Source organism: Desulfamplus magnetovallimortis (assembly GCF_900170035.1).
In the GTDB taxonomy this organism is placed as follows: Bacteria; Desulfobacterota; Desulfobacteria; order Desulfobacterales; family Desulfobacteraceae; genus Desulfamplus; species Desulfamplus magnetovallimortis.
Genome location: NZ_LT828577.1, coordinates 3,478 through 6,187 on the forward strand (window position 1 = coordinate 3,478; position 2,710 = coordinate 6,187).

Annotated in this window: 7 protein-coding genes; all 7 read right to left on the reverse strand. The window is 39.3% G+C overall.

Annotation, left to right across the window (positions count from 1 at the left end; genetic code table 11):
• Window positions 1-121 precede the first annotated feature (121 nt).
• A complete protein-coding gene (locus MTBBW1_RS26835) occupies window positions 122-355 on the reverse strand; it encodes a hypothetical protein (RefSeq protein ID WP_139786930.1) in 234 nt (77 codons plus the stop codon).
• 109 nt (window positions 356-464) lie between these two features.
• On the reverse strand, window positions 465-845 hold the full coding sequence (locus MTBBW1_RS26840) for a DUF3102 domain-containing protein (RefSeq protein ID WP_080809989.1): 381 nt from the start codon (window positions 843-845) through the stop codon (window positions 465-467).
• Window positions 846-1,149: 304 nt separating this feature from the next.
• The gene (locus MTBBW1_RS26845) at window positions 1,150-1,416 is read right to left on the reverse strand and encodes a hypothetical protein (protein ID WP_080809991.1); all 267 of its coding nucleotides are present in this window, start codon (window positions 1,414-1,416) and stop codon (window positions 1,150-1,152) included.
• Window positions 1,413-1,679 carry a hypothetical protein gene (locus tag MTBBW1_RS26850; protein WP_080809995.1) on the reverse strand — a complete coding sequence of 89 codons (267 nt, stop codon included), beginning with the start codon at window positions 1,677-1,679 and terminating at the stop codon, window positions 1,413-1,415. Before MTBBW1_RS26850 ends, MTBBW1_RS26845 begins: the two co-directional genes overlap by 4 nt.
• 61 nt (window positions 1,680-1,740) lie before the next feature.
• Window positions 1,741-1,899 carry a hypothetical protein gene (locus MTBBW1_RS28830; RefSeq protein ID WP_186441747.1) on the reverse strand — a complete coding sequence of 53 codons (159 nt, stop codon included), beginning with the start codon at window positions 1,897-1,899 and terminating at the stop codon, window positions 1,741-1,743.
• Window positions 1,900-2,008: 109 nt separating this feature from the next.
• On the reverse strand, window positions 2,009-2,209 hold the full coding sequence (locus MTBBW1_RS26855; RefSeq protein ID WP_080809998.1) for a hypothetical protein: 201 nt from the start codon (window positions 2,207-2,209) through the stop codon (window positions 2,009-2,011).
• A gap of 100 nt (window positions 2,210-2,309) precedes the next feature.
• A partial coding sequence (locus tag MTBBW1_RS26860) for a hypothetical protein (RefSeq protein WP_222424197.1) occupies window positions 2,310-2,710 on the reverse strand: 401 nt, incomplete at its 5' end.

Here is a 2,710-nt window from a genome sequence, read left to right on the forward strand (position 1 = left end):
ATTTTACTGTAGATTTCATCAAGGTCTTTGGTATCCATTGAAGCTATCTCCTTTATCTCACATTGAATTTTGTATTCTCATTAAATATAATCAAAGATTGTAATCTTGTCAGTAGATATAATCAGCATGTGGTGTCAAGCACAATTATGTGCATGATTCCTTTTTCTTCTTTTCTATCTGGTTTAATTTTGTTGGGTGTTATCTGAGGTGTTTCATTTGATATGGTCGAATGGCTCATTGTGAGCCTTTCGTCCATATTTTCTGTAACATACTGGTTGCAGCCATTATAATTATTACTATTTCCTTTCTGTCCTCCCTTAATCTTCTTCTCCAGTTCAAACCTGATACCGATCATATAAGCCTTGGATTCATCTGTGCCATGCAGGAAAGGAAAGGATATTCCCGTCCATATCAACGTCAATTTATCTGTTACCTGTTTCCTGTTTTCAAAATTGAAAGGTGTCTTAAGCTTTGTTTTCCTTAACCCATTTTTCGGTTACTTCTCCGCCTTCTTCCTGAAGCTGAAAAGCTGCATCGAGGATATCGTTTGACGTGGATTTTGCAGCTAAGGTTCTTGTGGCTCTTGTGTTACAATTCAAATCCGCACCGTGGTGCGTATTTGAATGTTTCTTTGCCGCTTGCATAAAACTCTGTGCCGTTCTTTCACTCCCTTCAAAACATTTTTCTATCCAGGGAAGCCAATTCCCATGTCCTAATTTCTCCTTAATCTGGATAAGTTCATTTCCAATTGCGACAATACTTTTTGATACAAAAAAAGCCCTGTCCCCCAGAAATGGAAAACAGAGCTTATATGTAAAGATGTTTTTGCATGATAATCCTGTCATGCAAAAACATCATGTAAATGTTTTATCTGTATAAGTATGGTTAAAGTATGCACTGGTATCTTTAAGTATCTCCATGTATTTTTGCGAACAGAAAAGCCTTGTGAAAAGCTCAATATCTGTTCTAACTTTTGATGAAATCACAAGTATTGATAATATTCAAAAACAGGTTTTTGCTATTTTATGGATAACATACTAATATCATTGAGCATATTAACAAAGTTCATGATTTTTGAATCTTAAGTTTTTATCAAGAGTTAAGATTCGGAATGTATCAGAATAACAGAGTAGTGAATTGATACTTGTTTCAGTATCCAGCTATCAGTACAGGAACACCTCCAGCGGGTAAAAGTTCTTTGGCTCCCGATCTTGCCCGATCTAAAAATTTATCGTCCGGCTCATCTGGCAACCGGAACCACTCATGCCGACAAGCGGAGTAAACTTTTACAGGCTTATCTATATCTTGCCCTGGCTCCCTGGAATCAACTGGGATAATAATTACAACTTTATCAATGATATCCTCTGCCCTCTTAATCCTCTGTTCCAGTGCTTCAAGTCTTTTGCCTAAGCTCATGGCTCCACCATAGCAAATAGGGTTATAAATCCGCTCCCGTTTTTCCTGGCTGCATCATGGCCAATCTGTAAAGCTCGTTCCCTCAAATCCGCTTCTGACTCATCAGGAAGGCGGAGAACTTTGTCAAGCAATCCCTCTGAACTTGTTAAGACTTCAAACCCAATGACAGGTTTATCCTCTGGATTCTCGTTGATAACAATCTCCGCCACATTGCCTGGTGCTGCTCGCTTTTCAAGCTGTTCAATCCTGGATATCAAACTCATGGCTGTTGCTCCACTGCCTGCTCCAGCTTCTTCACTCGCAATTCAAGGTCAGAATCTTTAATCAAATAATCAAATCCTTAAGGATAGAACACATATACGCTATGCCCCTGGCCTTACCCTCTTCTATCAGATCATTATCAAAATCATTTAGTACACGAGCCAAAAACCGCCGTACATCTGACAATGTTTTGAGTCTCGATTTCCTTATTTTTGCTTTCATCTTTTATGTTCCTCCTGGCAGGAAAGAAAAAAACCCTCTATTCCTGCCCTTACAGCTTTTTTCCCATTACAAAAACAACTGTTTTAAATGGTGTATTTGATACAGTAACCTATATGATTTCTATACCCTGTCTGATATAATTCAACCTATCCGCCGGCAACAGCATGTCAAACCTTGCTCTTGATATCTGCCTCACTCCGGAGTCAAGCTCCTCTTTGATACTGCACTGCATTGTGTGGAACCGATCTGCATCCGCCCGCCTTTTTTTATCAGCTGCCCTTTCCTCCGGTGTCTCTGCTCTTTGGTACATAACGCCCCCCTTTGTATTTTTCAAAAAGTATTGATTTATATAGGATATAATAACACTTTAACTACAAAAAGCAACATTTTATTTATTGTAACTGTTACTGCTATGCCACACCTTCAAGAAAGTAATGTGAATTGCTATTTACAATAACATGCCTGAATTGCTCCGGCCTGATCTCCTGCCCTGAATATGCTGATAAAATCATGCACACAAAGCTGAACGGCATAGCAGAAGGATAAACACCTTCAAGCCATGCCTTTGTACTGGCCATATGCCTTTTGCTCTTTAAATCAACAAGAACCTGCTTCAATATGGCAACACATAACATCATTGCCGGATAAAGCTCTTTATCATGTGAATGTCTGTGGTTCACCTGGAAGTCGTCTCGGTTATCTCTCTTTTGCAACATAAGCACCTCATGAATAAAAGGTTGATAATGCTGCATTATACCACATTGTGAGATAGTATCAAGGGTGTGGTAAATTGCCACCGCCCCACGCCCCA

Bases quoted from the DNA above. Each gene is read 5' to 3' on its own strand.
- MTBBW1_RS26835 (WP_139786930.1), bottom strand. From the start codon at position 355: ATGATCGGTATCAGGTTTGAACTGGAGAAGAAGATTAAGGGAGGACAG.
- MTBBW1_RS26840 (WP_080809989.1), bottom strand. From the start codon at position 845: ATGACAGGATTATCATGCAAAAACATCTTTACATATAAGCTCTGTTTT.
- MTBBW1_RS26845 (WP_080809991.1), bottom strand. From the start codon at position 1,416: ATGAGCTTAGGCAAAAGACTTGAAGCACTGGAACAGAGGATTAAGAGG.
- MTBBW1_RS26850 (WP_080809995.1), bottom strand. From the start codon at position 1,679: ATGAGTTTGATATCCAGGATTGAACAGCTTGAAAAGCGAGCAGCACCA.
- MTBBW1_RS28830 (WP_186441747.1), bottom strand. From the start codon at position 1,899: ATGAAAGCAAAAATAAGGAAATCGAGACTCAAAACATTGTCAGATGTA.
- MTBBW1_RS26855 (WP_080809998.1), bottom strand. From the start codon at position 2,209: ATGTACCAAAGAGCAGAGACACCGGAGGAAAGGGCAGCTGATAAAAAA.